Source organism: Paenibacillus sp. J31P13 (genome assembly GCF_056269295.1).
Genome location: NZ_JBWDNR010000002.1, coordinates 185,124 through 201,425, shown reverse-complemented (window position 1 = coordinate 201,425; position 16,302 = coordinate 185,124). Strand labels below are relative to the sequence as shown.

Here is a 16,302-nt window from a genome sequence, read left to right as displayed (position 1 = left end):
CCGTCCCTGCGATATAATCGTTACTTGCTTCTCACTTCAAAAATCGCAAATTTCAAATAGTGTCCTTCATTTACGCCAAGCAGCTGCGGGTGATCTTTTCCAGCCGCGCGCCACTCCACTAAACGAAGCATCTTGCCGGCATCCATTGCTGCATCTTGAATAGTCTCCAAAAATAAATCAGGCTTCATATGATAAGAACAGCTTGCCGTGACCAAATATCCGCCCTCGTTCACAAGCTTCAGTCCTTGTAAATTGATATCCTTATAACCGCGAATGGCACCGGGTACTGCGCCTTTCGTTTTTGCAAATGCAGGGGGATCAAGAATAACGACATCCCAAGTGCGTCCCGCAGAGCTCTCCATCTTCTTGGAAGTATCTACACCGCCTTGACCGCGCTGTTTACGCTCATCCAGCCCTTTCACTTGAGCACGTAAAAACTCGAATGCATCAGCAACTACAAACTCAACGCGATCGGTAAAGCCATTTCGCTCTACATTGCGTTTTGCCGTTTCAATCGCATGCTCCGATACGTCAAGGCAAGTTACTCTCTTCGCACCATGCTTGCAGGCATTCAGTGTGAAACTGCCGGTATGAGCAAAGCATTCCAGAACGGAAGCGCCATCCCAGTAAGGGAAAGTAACGATTTTACCATTAGAATTGACAGGAACATGCGTAGCGTCCGCTGCAAACGCTCCAGCAGGGATATCGGTTCCCACTTTATCCGTGTTTACCAATCGAATTCCGCTGCGCTCTCCCCAACCAGTCATCAGTGGTGCAATCGCAGCCCGATTTTCACGTTGATCAAAGAAATAGCCTGTTTTCTGACCTTCAACGATATCGACCTCTAGCTTCAGGCCGTTCTCCTCGATTTCGATAATGGTAGGACAGTCACCGTAAAGAACACCAGTGCGTTCCTCCAAGCCCTCCAGCAAACGCACGCCTACATCACTGCGTTCGTATATCCCTTTTGGCCCAAATACTTCAATCAATGCTCCGATTAAATCATCGCGTCTCTTATCCATACCAAGCGTTAGCAATTGCAATACGAGCACATCTTTGAAACGGTCGACGACAAGGCCTGGCAGGAAGTCAGCTTCACCATACACCAGCCTGCAATCCTGATCCGCTACAAACCGGCCGCGATGCTCCTTGCATTGACGAAGGCGGTCAAGGAAGAAATCCTTATCCATCTCTTCAATAGGCTGATAAGACACAATACGCACCGTAATTTGAGATTTTGGATTCCAATAACCCGTTGCCAAATATCGACCTTGATGATTAACGACATCTACCAGATCACCTGGTGCCGCTTCTCCCTCTAAACGATCGATCTCTGTAGCGTAAACCCAAGGATGACCTTGCTCCACCCTTTTCTTTCTTGCTTTTTGAAGAAATATTTTTGAATTGCTCATGCTTCTCTTCCCCTCATTGAATAGCTTGTCATGCTTGTCTAATTACAAGCATATATATATTGAATTAACGTACCTCTTAAAAAAGAAGAAGGAGACCGTTTCATGATACATTCGATTATCATTCCTATGCTGCTTGGTTTTGCTGTGTTTATGTGCGGAATGAAGCTGATGGAGCTATCTCTGCACCGTCTTGCCGGTCCATATTTGACCGGTATATTGGAGCGATCCACTGCGACACCCATGCATGGACTAGCTATAGGCACAGTGACGACCGCTTTTCTTCAAAGCAGCACGGCTGTAACCGTCATTGCCATTGGGATGGTTAACGCAGGTCTACTTACTTTCCCGCGAACATTAGGCATTATTTTGGGTACAAATATAGGAACTTGTATAACAACCGAGCTAATCGGTCTAAATTTAAATAAGCTGGCTGTTCCTCTATTGCTCTTTTCCATCCTCATATGGCTGTTCACTGCGTTGGTGGGAGAATTGCGCGTTATTCCTACTTTACGAACAATCAGCTGGCTAGATCCGCTTCGCTCGACTGCCGTGGTGCTATGCGGCTTCGCATTGCTTCTGACAGGAATGACGATCATGCAGGGAGTCGGCCCCGCTGTGCAGGAAAGCGAGATGTTCAGATGGTTTCTTGCAAAAGCGAATGACAGCCTTTGGTGGGGACTAGCAGCAGGTGCTGTTCTTACAGCAGCTGTACATAGCAGTGCAGCTGTCATTGGCATCATTATGGGATTTGTATCCATTGGCGCAATGCCGATTGAATTAGCTATTGCTGTCGTTCTAGGCGCTAACATTGGCACCTGCGCAACCGCTTTACTAGCTTCTATTGGCGGTACAAAGGCTGGTCAATACGTTGCCATCTCACATGTCGTGCTTAACGCTGGCGGCGCGCTGCTCTTTATGCCCTTCATCTCGGAACTAAATGTCGTTTCCGAATGGATATCCTCTTCTGCTGCCGGACAAATCGCACATACACAAACCATTTTCAATGTCCTCAGTTCATTGATTGCGCTGCCGTTCTGTTATTTAAAAGTATTTCGCAGACTTGATACAGCAATTTAACCTTAGTCCATTTTCACGCCTAGCTGCTGAAGTGCTCCTGCCAAAATACGATGATTATTCTCATAACCAGATTGCTTTTGCAACTTCCATGCTTCATGCGGCTCAAACCAATCCACACCGCGAATCTCTTCGACCTGAGCTTGCAGGGAGCCGCCGATTGCCTCTACCAAGTAGTAATGAACTTCTTTATCTACTTTACCGAGCTTGTTATGCTCATATTGATATTTAATTTGGTCGATCGGTGAAATAATAACGCCTTCAAGACCCGTTTCCTCTACAATTTCTCGCAAAGCCGTTTGCTCAATCGTTTCTCCGGCTTCCATCTTCCCTTTCGGCAGCGAAACTTTTCCATAGCGATCCTGAATAAGCTGAATTTGCAGCTTTCCTTCGATCCGACGATAGACGACGCCTCCAGCTGAAATTTCCTTCATGTTAGGCTCCCTCCTTGCCACATTTAATGATTAGTATATGCAACAAAGGATTCCTCCATCTTTTCCATAACAGGAATTGATAAGCAAAGGAATCCTCCGCATTCGTTATGCTAGATAGCTTTTGTAGCCTGTACAACCTGCTCATCAAGCACGCGAACAAGCTTTGCACGACATTCGTTGACGCCGGCTTCCGTAATTTTGACTCTGCATAATTTTCCAATCAATGCTTCTGTTCCGTCAAAAACGACTTGAATATAGTTGTCGGTATACCCCATAACAAGACCTGTCCCTGGAGCACCTTTATAATCACGCTCAGGAATGACATCCAGCACTTGTCCAACAAATTTCTCCGCGTATGCAAGCTGCATTTTCTCAGACAAGTCAATTAGTTTATGGACCCGCTCGTTTTTAACTTCTTCGTCTACCTGCTCATCCATCCGAGCTGCCGGTGTTCCTGTCCGTTTCGAATAAGGGAACACATGCATTTCTGCAAACTTCAGATCCTCCATAAAGCGGAAGCCGTTCTCAAACATTTCTTCCGTTTCTCCTGGGAAGCCAACAATAACATCCGTCGTAATGGCAACACCAGGCATAGCTTCATGCAATCTCTTAATTTTTGCTGCGAACTCTGCTGTCGTATATTTACGACGCATCCGTTTCAAAACAGAATCCTCGCCTGCTTGCAATGGGATATGAAGATGACGACACATTTTACTCGAACGATTCAGCACGTCGATCATCGCATCATCGATTTGACTTGCTTCGATGGAGCTAATCCGAATCCGCTCAAGTCCTTCTATTTTGTCCAAATCCCACAATAAGCTTGTCAGATTATAGTTTTCCATGTCGTCGCCATAGCCGCCAGTATGAATACCGGTCAATACGACTTCCTTATAGCCGGAAGCGACCAATTGCTTGGCTTGCTCCAATACACTTTCCGCTGCACGACTGCGGGAAAGCCCGCGAGACCAAGGAATAATACAGAATGTACAGAAGTTGTTGCAGCCCTCTTGAATTTTCAAGAAAGCGCGAGTCCGTTCTGAGAAATCAGGGACATCAAGCTCTTCAAAATCACGCGTTTTCATAATGTTGCGCACGGCGTTAACCGGTTTGCGATCCTCTTGAATCTGATTGACAAAAGTCATAATTTTCTCACGATCCTGCGTGCCGATTACAAGATCGACACCTTCGATCGCCATAATCTCAGCAGGGGATGTTTGCGCATAACAACCTGTAACTGCAATGACAGCATCCGGATTGCGGCGCACAGCGCGTCTAATAATTTGACGGCTTTTTTTGTCTCCTGTATTGGTTACCGTACATGTGTTAATTAAGTAAATATCGGCAGTCGATTCGAAATCAACCTGCTCGTACCCTTCGTTTTTGAACAACTGCCAAATCGCTTCCGTATCATAGAAGTTTACTTTGCAGCCTAGTGTATAAAATGCGACCGTTGGCATAGTGGTCACGCTCCTCCCATTTCACCTGATTCATATAGTAAGCAGGTTAATCCTACAATTCCCGCTGTTTCCGTTCGTAATATTCGTTTTCCTAAACCGACCAATACAGCGCCGGCAGCTTCCGCGTCAGACGCTTCACGCTCGGTAAAGCCGCCCTCTGATCCTACGATAAGCAAGATTTTTGGCGAAGTTACATGACCTGTATGTTCACGCCATTCGCTTACAGCAGTGCGAATGCCCCTGCCGTGAGCTGCGTGGCCCTCACGCTCATAGCAAAACAGAACCAAATCATATGCACTTGCTGCTTTCATAAGCTCACGCCAGCTATGCAGAGACTGTATCATTGGGATACGATTGCGATGAGCCTGCTCTGCCGCTTCCTTTGCGATTTTGCTCCAGCGGTCTATACGCTTTGCTTCCTTCTTGCCATCATATTGTACAATCATTCGTTCGGATTGAAATGGGATAAACGCGTAAGCGCCAATCTCCGTTCCTTTCTGAATAACGAGTTCCATCTTATCGCCTTTTGGCAAGCTCTGTGCAATGGTAACAGACCATTTCGACTCGCTATCCATCGGCAACATTTCAACAATATCTGCTGTTATACAAGCAGCTTCCGCTTCTCGAACAGCTACAAGCGCTGTTCGTTCTCCGCCGTCACTGACAATAAATTTATCACCTGGCTTCGTACGCATTACCCGGAGCGCATGATGCGCATCCTCGCCCAACAAGCGGATGTCGGAGTCGCCAAACTGCTCCGCCGCTATAAAGTATCGTTGCATTGTCGTTATTCAACCACCCTTAAACAAATTCCATCCTTCATATTACCACGTTTCAAGTCGAAAAATCTATGAAAAACGATTGCCAGCAATCCTTTAATCCATTGAAAAGTGTCCTTAAAAGCTCATAAAAACGCAAGTTTTTGCTTACGTGAAGAGTTTATAAGCCGTCAATAATGTATTATTCGTCAAGACACCAATCAATGAAAACAAAGGATCTAACGTCACTTCACGCAGTGGCGGAATAAATACAATTAACAAAAATATAATCATTCCCCATTGTACATTCTGATCCATTTTGTACCGGATCTTAAGCGGCATGAGGTTCGAAATAATACGATATCCGTCAAGCGGCGGCAAAGGAATGAGATTAAATAAGAACAAAAGGAAGTTATACATAATAAAATAAGAGAAAAATCTTTGTAAGGCAGCCGTTACTCCAATTGATCCTGCTTCCAGCAATCCTGAAATATCCAGTCCCACATAAATGAACACGCCGATGATACCAAGCAACAGGTTGCTTAAGGGACCAACAGCAGTGACAATAATGCCCATTAACCTTGGGTTTTTAAATTTACTCTGATTGACAGGCACAGGTTTTGCCCACCCAAAGCCTGCTATTAGAATAAGCAGCATACCGAGAATATCTAGATGTACTCGAGGATTAAGCGTCACACGGCCTAAATTATAGGCCGTATCATCTCCAAATTTATGAGCGCTGTAAGCATGAGCAAACTCATGAACAGTGAATGAAATAACTAAAGCTAATACAATAAATGGCAAATCCTCTAAAGGAAACCTCAAAAAGTTTTCCATTAACCCACCTTCGGCTTCCTCGCTACGAATGCAATCCATTCCTCATCGCGGCGTTTTTCGATTATTTCGAACCCTGACTGGATTAAACCTTCTTCGACTTGTGTTTCTTTGTTTTTGTAAACGCCAGAAGCGATATAAATACCATTCGGTTTCAGTGCTGCATAGACATCATCAACGAACATCAAAATAACTTCTGCCAATATATTTGCCACTACAAGATCAACTGGAACCGTTACCTTAAGCGCAGCTGTTCCCGCGTCTCCATCATTAGCTGAAGTCTCTTCATTAATGACGCCTAGAAGGTCGCTCAGTCTAACTTCTACCTGCTCGGAGAGGCCGTTAAGCGCTACATTTTCAGTCGCGCTCGATACGGCTACCGGATCTAAATCCAGTGCAAGCACGCTCTTCACACCTAAGAGACAAGCACCAATCGCTAAAATACCTGAGCCTGTACCAACATCAATCATTTCTTCCCCGCCTGTTACGACGGACTCCAGCGTCTGTAAGCACAATGAAGTTGTCGGGTGCGTGCCTGTTCCGAAGGCCATGCCTGGATCAAGCTCAATGATTTTCTCTTCTGGAGCAGCTTCGTATTCTTCCCAAGTTGGCTTAATCGTTAATGTATCCGATACGCGTATTGGTTTAAAATACTGCTTCCAAGCTGTCGCCCAATCATCGTCATCAACAAGCGCAGCGGAATACTCAACCTGACCTGGGTCAATATCAAATTCCCGTAGTTGTTCAATTCGCGGCTTCAATGCTGCGATCATTTCATCTGCATTCATATCATCTGAAAAATATCCCTTTATAACAGCGATGCCTTCCGGTATATCATTAAAAGCAATTTCATACCACTCGCCATAAGGGTTATCCCGTTTTCTATTCGTCGTGCCTGACTCTTCAATGGATACGCCGCCAGCTCCTAATTCATGCAAAAAATTAGAAATCATCTCTTGAGCTTCTTCGGTAGTCGTAATCGTTAATTCATTCCATTTCATATGTATGATCCTCCAATGACTAGCTTAAACCGCTGTCACCGTCTTCTGACGGAAATTTTAAAAAACCTAACATCTATTGTACACCAGACTAGCACCTTTACACAAAAAAAAGGAGTCTGCAAGCTATAATACCTGCAGACTCCTTTTATTAGTTTACCGTTGTGCTTGTATTGCCACCAATTTGACGGATCAAATGCAAGGCTCGATCTGCAACAGCTTCATCTACAGTAGCTGTCAGCAAGCCGCTTTCCAGCAGACCGCTCACTTCAAAGGCGCGCAGTGCCTGCAGCTTATGCCAAGCCTCTTGAGCTGCTCCTTCACCATCAAACATAGCTTGTATTTCAATCTGACTCATAACTGATCCTCCTAAATAGCAAAGCAAACGTCCTTCAATCGAAATGATTATTCCTGTTCGTTGCGTTGATCTGCAGCTGCAGCACGCTCTGCGGCCACTTGATCCGCTTCGTCTGCAAGCTCTTCAGAAAACTCTACATCTTCATTAACCCCTACAGGCAATTCAGCGAAATTCGTTTTTTCTAAATTAACTTTATTAGATTTGTTAGGCATATTATTCCCCTCCAGTTGTGTTTTAAAGCATGGTTTACGTACTGGAATAGAATGTGTTGCTCTACCGAGTTCTATACATGGCTTCTAAAAACAAACAAAAAAAAAAGACGTGCCGGGTTATTCACCGCGGAACGCCTTTTTCATTTTATCAAATATAGATTCATGATGTTCTGCTTCATTTGTCACATTGCCTCTAGAGCCGCCGAACTGACGAAGCAGATCCTTCTGTTCATCCGTTAAGCCTGTTGGCGTAACAATGGTTACTTTCACATGCTGGTCGCCTTGACCATAACCGCGCAGCTTCGGAACACCTTTGCCTTTAATTCTAAAATAAGTGCCTGTTTGAGTTCCTGCCGGCACCTTCAACTTAATTTTCTCAGTCAATGTTGGGATTTCAATCTCATCGCCAAGCGCCGCCTGTACAAAAGTAAGCGGAACCTCACAATAAATATCATCGCCTTCACGTTCAAAGAACTCATGGGATTTCACACGGATAACAATATAGAGATCGCCCGCAGGTCCTCCGCGAAGTCCGCCTTCACCTTCGCCTGACATCCGAATTTGTGCGCCATCATCCACGCCCGCAGGGATTCGAACCGTAATTTTACGTTGACGCTTCACTTTTCCAGCGCCATGACAGGTTCCGCATTTATCCTTAATGACACGTCCGGTACCGCTGCAGTTCGTACAAGCACGACGGTTAACCATACGGCCAAATGGCGTATTTTGAACTACCTCTTGTTGACCGCTGCCTTTACATACCGAACAGGTCTCTGGCTTAGTTCCCGGTTTAGCGCCGTCACCATGACAAGTGTCGCATGTTTCTGTACGAGGAATTGTAATTTCGGTTTCCTTGCCAAATACAGCTTCCTTAAACTCAACGGTCATCGTGTATTGCAAATCATTGCCGCGTTGCGGTGCGTTAGGATCGCGACGACCGCCTCCGCCACCACCAAAGAACATATCAAAAATATCGCCAAACCCGCCGCCAAAGTCTTGACCGCCGCCTCCGCCCATGCCTTGGTTAGGATCAACATGTCCGAACCGGTCATAAGTAGAGCGCTTGCCGTCATCACTAAGGACGTCATAGGCTTCTTTTACTTCTTTGAATTTCTTCTCCGCGTCGTCAGCCTTGTTGACGTCGGGATGATATTGGCGAGCTAGCTGACGGTAAGATTTCTTAATCTCGTCCGCCGACGCTTCCTTGCCAACACCTAGTATTTCATAATAATCACGTTTGTTTGCCACCTGTTCTCACCTCCGCTATATCATATCATATGATTTCAAGTGCATTCGCGCGCAAAAGGAGGTCAAAGCCAGGTAGCGCCTGTCTTTGACCTCTCGCTCGCTACACTTTATTTATTATCGTCAACCACTTCGTAATCAGCATCGACTACATTGTCTTTACCTTTTGCATTAGCAGCGTCTTGCTCAGCGCCGCCTTCTGCTCCTTGAGCCGCTTGCTCATAAAGCTTAACAGAAAGCTGTTGAACGATTTCTGTAAGCTCTTCAGCAGCTGCATTAATTTGCTCTAGATCGTCAGTTGCAAGAGCTGCAACCACTTTTTCTTTCGCAGCAGTTGCTTTTTCGATTTCAGAAGCGTCTACTTTATCGCCAAGATCCTTGATCGTTTTGTCAACGGAGTAAACCAGTTGGTCTGCACTGTTTTTCGCTTCAACAAGATCACGACGTTTGCGATCTTCCTCAGCGTTCAACTCAGCATCTTTCATCATTTGTTCAACTTCTTCATCGCTTAGGCCGCTTGAAGATGTGATTGTGATTTTTTGGCTCTTGCCTGTTCCTTTATCAAGGGCAGATACGTTAACGATACCATTGGCATCGATATCGAAAGTAACCTCGATTTGCGGTACGCCGCGCGGTGCAAGAGGAATATCGTTCAAAGTAAAGCGACCAAGTGTTTTGTTGCCTGCCGCCATGGAACGCTCACCTTGAAGGACGTGAATTTCAACGCCTGGTTGATTGTCCGCATAAGTGGAGTACACTTGCGATTTACTTGTAGGAATCGTTGTATTGCGGTCGATCATTTTTGTAAATACGCCGCCTGCTGTTTCAATACCAAGGGACAATGGAGTTACGTCAAGCAATACAACGTCTTTAACTTCGCCAGTCAATACGCCTGCTTGAACCGCTGCTCCAAGAGCTACAACCTCATCCGGGTTAACGCCTTTATGCGGATCTTTACCGATCAATTTTTTAACTGCTTCTTGAACGGCTGGAATACGAGTCGATCCACCAACTAGAACAACTTTATCAATATCATTAGGAGTCATTCCTGCGTCGCTAAGCGCTTGACGTGTCGGTTTAAGCGTGCGCTCAACCAGTTCAGCAGAAAGTTCTTCAAATTTCGCACGAGTAAGGCTAAGCTCCAAATGCTGAGGAACGCCGTCAACCATAGTGATAAACGGAAGTGAAATAGCAGAAGTTAATGTACCAGAAAGTTCTTTTTTCGCTTTCTCAGCAGCATCCTTCAAACGTTGAACAGCAGATTTATCTTTGGATAGATCAATGCCTTGCTCTTTCTTGAACTCAGCAACAAGGTGGTCGATTACGACTTGGTCAAAATCATCGCCGCCCAATTTGTTGTCGCCGCTTGTTGCTTTAACTTCGAAGAAGCCATCGCCTAGCTCAAGAATGGAAACGTCAAATGTACCGCCACCAAGGTCATAAACAAGGATCGTTTGATCTTCTGTTTTTTCTAGGCCGTATGCAAGTGCAGCAGCAGTCGGCTCATTGACGATACGAAGTACTTCTAGACCAGCAATTTTACCAGCATCTTTAGTTGCTTGACGCTGACTGTCATTGAAGTAAGCAGGAACAGTGATAACCGCTTGTGTTACCGTTTGACCTAAGTATGCTTCAGCATCGGATTTCAATTTTTGCAAAATGATTGCAGAAATTTCTTCCGGTGTATAATCTTTATCGTCAATTTTTTCTTTGTGGCTTGAACCAATATGACGTTTAATGGAGCTGATCGTACGATCAGGGTTTGTGATCGCTTGACGTTTTGCCGTTTCACCAACAACACGCTCTCCGTCTTTCTTAAAACCTACTACTGAAGGCGTTGTACGGTTGCCCTCTGGGTTTGGAATGACTACGGCTTCGCCGCCTTCCATTACTGCTACGCAAGAGTTTGTTGTACCAAGGTCAATACCAATTACTTTACTCATCGCTTAGTTCCTCCTAATATTTTATCGGTTTGTTTGCTTTTTTCATCTTGTTCATAAAATGATGACAGTAAGACTAGCTGCTCACTTTAACCATTGCGGGACGCAGAACTCTATCTTTCAAGATATAGCCCTTTTGTACTTCCTCGACAATAATGCCTTCATCATGCTCATCGGATTCCACTTGCATAATCGCTTGGTGGAATTCAGGATTAAACGGCTCGCCAACGACGTTCATCGCCTTCAAACCTTCTGATTCCAATGTTGATTCCAATTGACGGAAAATCATATCAACGCCTTTTGCAAGCGAATCGAAATCACCGTTAACGGATGCTGCAGCTACAGCTCTCTCAAAATTATCTACCACCGGAAGCAGTTGGTTAATCAATTTCATTGACGCATACTGTCCGAGTTCTTCTTTTTCTTTCATCGTACGGCGACGGAAGTTATCAAAATCCGCTTGTGCACGCAAGTAACGCTGATTATTTTCTTCAGCAAGTTTCTCAAGCTCCGTATAACGCGAATCTTGCTCAATAACCTCTTCCACTGATTCTTCCGTAGCCTGCTCTGATTGCTGGGCAGAAACTACTTCTTCAGCAGCCTCAGTCGCATCATTATGTTGCTCCTTCGTACTCATGCAATCACCTCCTCAACATACTATTTATACCAGCGTCCCAAGAGAACTGCCATGTCCTTGGACATTAAATCCAATAGACTAATGACTTTACCGTACTCCATCCTTGTCGGACCCAAAATACCAATCGTTCCAAGCGATTGTCCATCAACAGCATAAGTTGCTGTTATTAGGCTGCAATCACTTATTGCTTTGTTGTTATTTTCTGTTCCGATACGTACTTGTATACCCGATGACAGTCCGGTAAACATTTTCATTATAGCGGGTGTTTCATCAAGTAAATCCAAAATTGTTTTTACTTTGTCTACATCTTTAAATTCAGGCTGCGTTAACATATTTGTTGCGCCGCCTAGGTAAATGCGTTGTTCATCCTCATTTTGCAATGCATGATCAAGTACATCAAGCAGCTGCTCATAATGATCAACATGTCGTTCAAGCTCTTGCCCAACCTCAGCGTAAAGCTTCGATCGCAGACGAACTAACGGAACGCCAACCAGCTTTGCATTCAAAATATTAACGACCTTTTCCATATCATCCATTTTGACATCCGGCGGGATGGAAATCGTTCGATTCTCAACATGTCCGGTATTGGTCACTATAATAGCGACTGCCGTTGTTTGATCAAGCGGCACGAGGCCAAAATGTTTAAGTGATGTGCTTAACGTTTCAGGTCCAAGCAAAATGGACGTGTAATTCGTTAAGTTGGAAAGAATCATAGCCGTTTGCTGAATGACTTGTTCCATGTGGTTCATCTTGTCCGTAACGAACGAGCGAACCGTATCAATGTCGTTCTTATCCACTTCGTTAAGCTTTACTAAATGGTCAACATAATAACGGTAACCCTTCGTCGATGGGATACGTCCTGCTGATGTATGAGGCTGTTCAAGAAAGCCAAGCTCCTCTAAGTCAGCCATTTCATTACGAATGGTAGCTGGACTAAAGCCTACATCGCCGCGCTTCGAAATACTTCGTGAACCGACCGGTTCAGCCGAGCGAATATAATCATCCACTATTGCGTGCAATATCATCCGTTGTCGTTCCGTTAGCATTCGAATTCCCCCTACTAGGATTGTATATACCGATCATTACGTTTGCCTTCGTTAGCACTCAACAGGATCGAGTGCTAATCATTAATACAAAAATACCAAACCAGCTTGTCGATTGTCAAGTCGGTTTGGCATTTTTACTATACCTATTTCATAATTGAGGCGGAGTTTTCGACAGTTGCCACAATTTTTTCATACTTTTATCTTAGCAAACAGCTAATTTAGTCCAACATTTTCAATACGGCAATTTCATCACAAGCAAGCTGCTTAGGACAATTGACGCAATCCTTCCATACCTTTTCAGGAAAAATTTCTTTGTCTACTACCTTAAAACCATTTTTCTCGAAAAAGGATACCGCATAGGTCAATGCCATTATTTTCGGAATCTTCTGCTCGCGAGCTTGCTCAATAAGAGCGTCAACAAGCTTGCTTCCGATTCCTAGTCCTTTATAGCCTTCAGTCATTCCGAGCGATCTAATCTCAACTAGTTCCGAACCCAGCCTTGTTAAGGAGCCGCATCCGACTACCTCATCCCCGATTTCAGCTACGACAAAGGAGTCTATCATATATTGGAGAGCTTCGCGAGTGCGAGGCAGCATAATACCCTTTTCGGCATATCCTTTGATTAATTGAAACAACATCTCCACGTCTTGAGATGTTGCTTTCCTACATTTAACCTCAACTGCCTGCATATGCGTTTTCGCCTCCACTCGAGCTTGTTGTCATTTGGTATGTATAAATATACAACAAACCGAATAGTTTCTCAATAGTATATTTGCCGCTTTATTTAAGAAAAGCACCAAATACTTCATTACCGAGGAGAACACCCTTGTCAGTGAGCCGATAGATGAGATCATTTTCAGTCTTTTGAGCTTCCAACAACCCATCGTTAAGCAATTTATTGATCACATCACCAAATTTACCTTCCAGCGTTTCTCCTGGGAATTGTTCAGAGAATCGTGAAGCAGGCACGCCATCCAGCAGACGAAGTCCAACCATCATCAAATCCTCCATTGCCTCATCCTTGGATACCTCGAACGTCTCTAGTCGAGGGAGCTTTTCATCAGCAGCTTGGATATAAGGTGTAATGCCCTTCAAATTAACGTGACGCTGACGATTGACGTAACCATGCGCGCCAGCACCTAAGCCGTAATAAGGCTCATTGCGCCAATAAGTAGAATTATGGCGACTTTCAAAGCCTGGCTTCGCAAAGTTGCTAATCTCATAGTGGGCATAGCCGTTTTCCTTCAACATATCCATCAAGAGAATAAACATATTGAATTCCTCTTCTTCTGGAGGCAGCGGCAGCTCATTGCGTTCATACAGCTTATGGAACAGTGTATTCTCTTCTACCTTCAAGCTGTAAATCGAGTAATGAGGCAACCCTAGTTTCATTGCGCGATTGACGCTGTCAGCCAAAAGCTCTACCGTTTGACCAGGTAAACCAAACATCAAATCAATAGACAAATTAGTAAAACCAACAGCGCGTGCGTTCTCTATACTTCTATAGACGTCATCTACATTGTGAATGCGTCCGATTCTCTCGAGCAGACCATTATCAAAGGATTGTACGCCAAAGCTGATTCGATTTACACCGCCTGCTTTCATTGCTGCAAGCTTATCTATATCGACCGTTCCCGGGTTAGCTTCCATTGTAAATTCTACATTAGGCGCAAGGGGGAAATATTTTTGAACAGACGTTAAGAATCGTTCCATCTGCGGCGGTGTCAGAACGGTAGGTGTTCCTCCGCCAACAAACACGGTATCTATTTGCTGAGGCGGCCATTCCTGAACCGTCCGCTGCATTTCCAGCTCAAGGGCATCCAAATATTGATCAACAGGCTGTCCCTTTAAGACATAGGAGGTGAAGTCACAATAATGGCACTTATTTGTGCAAAACGGAATGTGTATATATAAAGCGCGCGGTGATTGCGTAACATTCATTCTTGTCTTCCTCCTTAAATAGAAAAAAGGGAGAGCAGCGCCCTCCCTCATCCTCGTACGGTTTAATCTTCGCCGATTTTGAGCACCGCCATGAACGCTTCCTGCGGTACCTCTACACTACCTACTTGCTTCATACGTTTCTTACCTTCTTTTTGCTTCTCAAGCAGCTTCCGCTTCCGGCTGATATCGCCCCCGTAGCACTTAGCAAGAACGTTTTTACGCATTGCTTTTACCGTTTCACGGGAAATGACCTTGTTGCCGATTGATGCTTGAATCGGCACCTCAAACATTTGACGCGGAATAAGCTCTTTCAGCTTCTCACAAATGACCTTGCCGCGTTGATAAGCACGTTCACGATGAACGATGACGGACAATGCATCCACCTGCTCATTGTTGAGCATGATGTCCATTTTGACCAAATTAGATCTGCGATAGCCGCTTACCTCATAGTCGAAGGAAGCATAGCCCTTTGTGCTTGATTTCAATTGATCAAAGAAATCGTAAACGATTTCTGATAGTGGCACTTGATACGTAATCGTTACGCGATTCGTGTCTAGATATTCCATATTCACAAATTCGCCGCGTTTGCCTTGACATAGCTCCATAATCGTTCCTACATATTCATTAGGAACAATAATTGCCGCTTTAACAAATGGCTCCTCAACATAATCAAGCTTACCAGCCTCTGGATAGTTTGACGGGTTGTCGATCTCTATCGTTTCACCATCGGTTAGTGTAACTTTATAAATAACACTTGGCGCTGTTGTAATAAGCGGAATATTAAATTCTCGCTCTATACGCTCTTGAATGATTTCCATATGGAGCAGGCCTAGAAATCCGCAGCGGAAGCCAAAGCCGAGCGCTGTTGAAGATTCCGGCTCATATTTAAGGGAAGCATCATTCAATTCCAGCTTCTCAAGCGCTTCGCGCAAATCATTATAATCCTGTGTTTCAATTGGGTACAATCCACAATAAACCATCGGATTTATTTGACGATAGCCTGGAAGACGCTCTGGAGCCGGTCTCTTCGCTTCGGTAACCGTATCACCGACACGCGTATCCTTAACATTCTTAATACCTGCAACGATGAAACCTACATCGCCGACCGCAAGCTCCTTAACGATTGACATTCTCGGCATAAAGGCTCCAACCTCAATAACCTCGAATTCGGCCCCCGTTGCCATGAAGCGTATTTTCTTCCCAGCAGAGATACTGCCGTCCACGACTCGAACATAAACGATAACGCCTTTGTATGGGTCATAGTGAGAATCGAAAATAAGCGCTTTAAGCGGCTGATCCGGATCACCTGTTGGCGAAGGCATTTTGGAAACCACTTGCTCCAAAATTTCTTTTATCCCGATGCCGGCTTTAGCCGAAGCGAGCACAGCATCACTTGCATCAAGTCCAATAACATCTTCGATTTCCTGCTTCACCCGTTCAGGCTCAGCACTCGGCAAATCAATTTTATTAATAACCGGTACGATTTCAAGATTGTTATCCAGTGCCAAGTATACGTTAGCTAGCGTCTGTGCTTCGATACCTTGAGCAGCATCCACAACGAGCAGCGCGCCTTCACATGCCGCTAGGCTGCGTGACACCTCGTATGTAAAATCGACATGTCCAGGTGTATCAATAAGATTCAGTATATACTCCACGCCATCATCTGCTTGATAAGCTAAACGAACCGCTTGCAGCTTGATGGTAATGCCACGTTCGCGCTCCAAATCCATTTTATCAAGCACCTGCTCTTGCATCTCGCGAGATGTCAAAGCGCCGGTATACTCAAGGATTCGGTCAGCTAGCGTAGACTTTCCATGGTCAATATGCGCGATAATGGAAAAATTCCTAATTCTCTTTTGCCGGTCACGTACGTCAGTCATGCCTAACCCCCACAATTTCCAATAATGCTAATCATTCCTCCTATTATATCAGTTAAGGGGTTGACCAGCAATG

At 44.7% G+C, this 16,302-nt stretch carries 16 protein-coding genes; 1 reads left to right on the top strand and 15 read right to left on the bottom strand.

Translation table 11 applies throughout. The annotated features are described in order from the left end of the window. Positions 1-20: 20 nt before the first annotated feature. Complete coding sequence (locus AC0YOD_RS06995) at positions 21-1,412, bottom strand: class I SAM-dependent rRNA methyltransferase (protein ID WP_475798557.1); 1,392 nt, start codon at positions 1,410-1,412, stop codon at positions 21-23. Between the two features lie 102 nt (positions 1,413-1,514). Between AC0YOD_RS06995 and AC0YOD_RS06990 the strand changes: the two genes are divergently transcribed. Next, complete coding sequence (locus AC0YOD_RS06990; RefSeq protein WP_475798556.1) at positions 1,515-2,489, top strand: Na/Pi cotransporter family protein; 975 nt, start codon at positions 1,515-1,517, stop codon at positions 2,487-2,489. Between the two features lie 2 nt (positions 2,490-2,491). On the opposite strand, the gene AC0YOD_RS06985 is transcribed toward AC0YOD_RS06990, so the two are convergent. The 14 genes from AC0YOD_RS06985 to lepA form a co-directional block, all read right to left on the bottom strand. Continuing rightward, positions 2,492-2,920, bottom strand: coding sequence for an NUDIX hydrolase (locus tag AC0YOD_RS06985; RefSeq protein WP_475798555.1), 429 nt, complete (start codon positions 2,918-2,920; stop codon positions 2,492-2,494). Between the two features lie 110 nt (positions 2,921-3,030). Continuing rightward, positions 3,031-4,380 (bottom strand): tRNA (N(6)-L-threonylcarbamoyladenosine(37)-C(2))-methylthiotransferase MtaB, encoded by a 1,350-nt coding sequence (gene mtaB / locus AC0YOD_RS06980; protein ID WP_475798554.1) that lies wholly within the window; start codon positions 4,378-4,380, stop codon positions 3,031-3,033. A gap of 5 nt (positions 4,381-4,385) precedes the next feature. Beyond that, on the bottom strand, positions 4,386-5,162 hold the full coding sequence (locus AC0YOD_RS06975; RefSeq protein WP_475798553.1) for an RsmE family RNA methyltransferase: 777 nt from the start codon (positions 5,160-5,162) through the stop codon (positions 4,386-4,388). A 144-nt stretch (positions 5,163-5,306) separates the two neighbouring features. Further along, positions 5,307-5,975: a site-2 protease family protein gene (locus AC0YOD_RS06970; protein ID WP_475798552.1), complete on the bottom strand. Its 669-nt coding sequence runs from the start codon at positions 5,973-5,975 to the stop codon at positions 5,307-5,309. Then, positions 5,975-6,973: a 50S ribosomal protein L11 methyltransferase gene (prmA, locus tag AC0YOD_RS06965; RefSeq protein ID WP_475798551.1), complete on the bottom strand. Its 999-nt coding sequence runs from the start codon at positions 6,971-6,973 to the stop codon at positions 5,975-5,977. Before prmA ends, AC0YOD_RS06970 begins: the two co-directional genes overlap by 1 nt. A gap of 148 nt (positions 6,974-7,121) precedes the next feature. Continuing rightward, complete coding sequence (locus tag AC0YOD_RS06960) at positions 7,122-7,328, bottom strand: hypothetical protein (protein ID WP_475798550.1); 207 nt, start codon at positions 7,326-7,328, stop codon at positions 7,122-7,124. A 47-nt stretch (positions 7,329-7,375) separates the two neighbouring features. Further along, positions 7,376-7,540: a YfhD family protein gene (locus tag AC0YOD_RS06955; RefSeq protein ID WP_475798549.1), complete on the bottom strand. Its 165-nt coding sequence runs from the start codon at positions 7,538-7,540 to the stop codon at positions 7,376-7,378. Between the two features lie 117 nt (positions 7,541-7,657). Continuing rightward, a complete protein-coding gene (gene dnaJ / locus AC0YOD_RS06950; RefSeq protein WP_475798548.1) occupies positions 7,658-8,788 on the bottom strand; it encodes a molecular chaperone DnaJ in 1,131 nt (376 codons plus the stop codon). Positions 8,789-8,895: 107 nt separating this feature from the next. After that, the gene (dnaK, locus tag AC0YOD_RS06945) at positions 8,896-10,728 is read right to left on the bottom strand and encodes a molecular chaperone DnaK (RefSeq protein WP_475798547.1); all 1,833 of its coding nucleotides are present in this window, start codon (positions 10,726-10,728) and stop codon (positions 8,896-8,898) included. Between the two features lie 73 nt (positions 10,729-10,801). After that, complete coding sequence (grpE, locus tag AC0YOD_RS06940; protein WP_475798546.1) at positions 10,802-11,362, bottom strand: nucleotide exchange factor GrpE; 561 nt, start codon at positions 11,360-11,362, stop codon at positions 10,802-10,804. A gap of 20 nt (positions 11,363-11,382) precedes the next feature. After that, positions 11,383-12,408 (bottom strand): heat-inducible transcriptional repressor HrcA, encoded by a 1,026-nt coding sequence (gene hrcA / locus AC0YOD_RS06935; protein WP_475798545.1) that lies wholly within the window; start codon positions 12,406-12,408, stop codon positions 11,383-11,385. 218 nt (positions 12,409-12,626) lie between these two features. Continuing rightward, positions 12,627-13,097 (bottom strand): N-acetyltransferase, encoded by a 471-nt coding sequence (locus AC0YOD_RS06930; RefSeq protein ID WP_475798544.1) that lies wholly within the window; start codon positions 13,095-13,097, stop codon positions 12,627-12,629. Between the two features lie 91 nt (positions 13,098-13,188). Then, positions 13,189-14,349: a radical SAM family heme chaperone HemW gene (gene hemW / locus AC0YOD_RS06925; RefSeq protein WP_475798543.1), complete on the bottom strand. Its 1,161-nt coding sequence runs from the start codon at positions 14,347-14,349 to the stop codon at positions 13,189-13,191. 62 nt (positions 14,350-14,411) lie between these two features. Continuing rightward, complete coding sequence (gene lepA / locus AC0YOD_RS06920; RefSeq protein ID WP_475798542.1) at positions 14,412-16,229, bottom strand: translation elongation factor 4; 1,818 nt, start codon at positions 16,227-16,229, stop codon at positions 14,412-14,414. Between the last annotated feature and the right edge of the window lie 73 nt (positions 16,230-16,302).

Bases quoted from the DNA above. Each gene is read 5' to 3' on its own strand.
- dnaK (WP_475798547.1), bottom strand. From the start codon at position 10,728: ATGAGTAAAGTAATTGGTATTGACCTTGGTACAACAAACTCTTGCGTA.
- AC0YOD_RS06975 (WP_475798553.1), bottom strand. From the start codon at position 5,162: ATGCAACGATACTTTATAGCGGCGGAGCAGTTTGGCGACTCCGACATC.
- AC0YOD_RS06970 (WP_475798552.1), bottom strand. From the start codon at position 5,975: ATGGAAAACTTTTTGAGGTTTCCTTTAGAGGATTTGCCATTTATTGTA.
- grpE (WP_475798546.1), bottom strand. From the start codon at position 11,362: ATGAGTACGAAGGAGCAACATAATGATGCGACTGAGGCTGCTGAAGAA.
- AC0YOD_RS06930 (WP_475798544.1), bottom strand. From the start codon at position 13,097: ATGCAGGCAGTTGAGGTTAAATGTAGGAAAGCAACATCTCAAGACGTG.
- hrcA (WP_475798545.1), bottom strand. From the start codon at position 12,408: ATGCTAACGGAACGACAACGGATGATATTGCACGCAATAGTGGATGAT.
- AC0YOD_RS06990 (WP_475798556.1), top strand. From the start codon at position 1,515: ATGATACATTCGATTATCATTCCTATGCTGCTTGGTTTTGCTGTGTTT.
- AC0YOD_RS06960 (WP_475798550.1), bottom strand. From the start codon at position 7,328: ATGAGTCAGATTGAAATACAAGCTATGTTTGATGGTGAAGGAGCAGCT.
- hemW (WP_475798543.1), bottom strand. From the start codon at position 14,349: ATGAATGTTACGCAATCACCGCGCGCTTTATATATACACATTCCGTTT.
- mtaB (WP_475798554.1), bottom strand. From the start codon at position 4,380: ATGCCAACGGTCGCATTTTATACACTAGGCTGCAAAGTAAACTTCTAT.
- AC0YOD_RS06995 (WP_475798557.1), bottom strand. From the start codon at position 1,412: ATGAGCAATTCAAAAATATTTCTTCAAAAAGCAAGAAAGAAAAGGGTG.
- lepA (WP_475798542.1), bottom strand. From the start codon at position 16,229: ATGACTGACGTACGTGACCGGCAAAAGAGAATTAGGAATTTTTCCATT.
- AC0YOD_RS06985 (WP_475798555.1), bottom strand. From the start codon at position 2,920: ATGAAGGAAATTTCAGCTGGAGGCGTCGTCTATCGTCGGATCGAAGGA.
- AC0YOD_RS06955 (WP_475798549.1), bottom strand. From the start codon at position 7,540: ATGCCTAACAAATCTAATAAAGTTAATTTAGAAAAAACGAATTTCGCT.
- prmA (WP_475798551.1), bottom strand. From the start codon at position 6,973: ATGAAATGGAATGAATTAACGATTACGACTACCGAAGAAGCTCAAGAG.